1 pseudogene is annotated in these 778 nt (G+C 64.8%); it reads right to left on the reverse strand.

Going from position 1 to position 778, the window contains the following annotated elements:
* Positions 1-778: pseudogene (gene glnA / locus CEK69_RS20920) on the reverse strand (glutamine synthetase); the annotation flags it as partial.

Genomic DNA, 778 nt, shown 5'->3' on the forward strand with positions numbered 1-778 from the left:
TCGCTGGGCGCGCCCGGGTCGATCTGGTTCTTGATGCCGTCCAGGCCGGCCATCATCAGCGCGGCGAAGGTCAGGTAGCCGGACTGCAGCGGATCCGGGAAGCGGATCTCGATGCGGCGCGCCTTCGGGTTGGACACCCACGGAATGCGGCACGAGGCCGAACGGTTGCGCGCCGAGTAGGCCAGCATCACCGGCGCCTCGAAGCCCGGGACCAGGCGCTTGTAGCTGTTGGTGCCGGAATTGGTGAAGGCGTTGATTGCCTTGGCGTGCTTGAAGATGCCGCCGATGTACCACAGCGCCATCTGCGACAGGCCGCCGTAGCCGTCGCCGGAGAACAGGTTGGTGCCGCCCTTGGCCAGCGACTGGTGCACGTGCATGCCCGAGCCGTTGTCGCCGACGATCGGCTTGGGCATGAAGGTCGCGGTCTTGCCGTTGCGGTAGGCGACGTTCTTGATGATGTACTTCATCATCATCAGTTCGTCGGCCTTCTTCACCAGCGAGTTGAACTTGGTGCCGATCTCGCACTGGCCGGCGGTGGCCACTTCGTGGTGGTGCACTTCGACTTCGATGCCGACCTGCTCCAGGGTCTTGCACATCTCGGCGCGCAGGTCCTGCAGCGAGTCGGTCGGCGGCACCGGGAAGTAGCCGCCCTTGACCGCCGGACGGTAGCCGCTGTTGCCGCCTTCGATCTTGCTGCCGCTGCTCCAGGCCGCCTCTTCCGAATCGATCTTGAAGAAGGTGTGGCCCATCTCGTTGCCGAAGCGTACGCGCGTGGAAA

The sequence above is a fragment of the Xanthomonas sp. LMG 12462 genome, from assembly GCF_009192885.1.
Taxonomy (GTDB): Bacteria; Pseudomonadota; Gammaproteobacteria; order Xanthomonadales; family Xanthomonadaceae; genus Xanthomonas_A; species Xanthomonas_A sontii.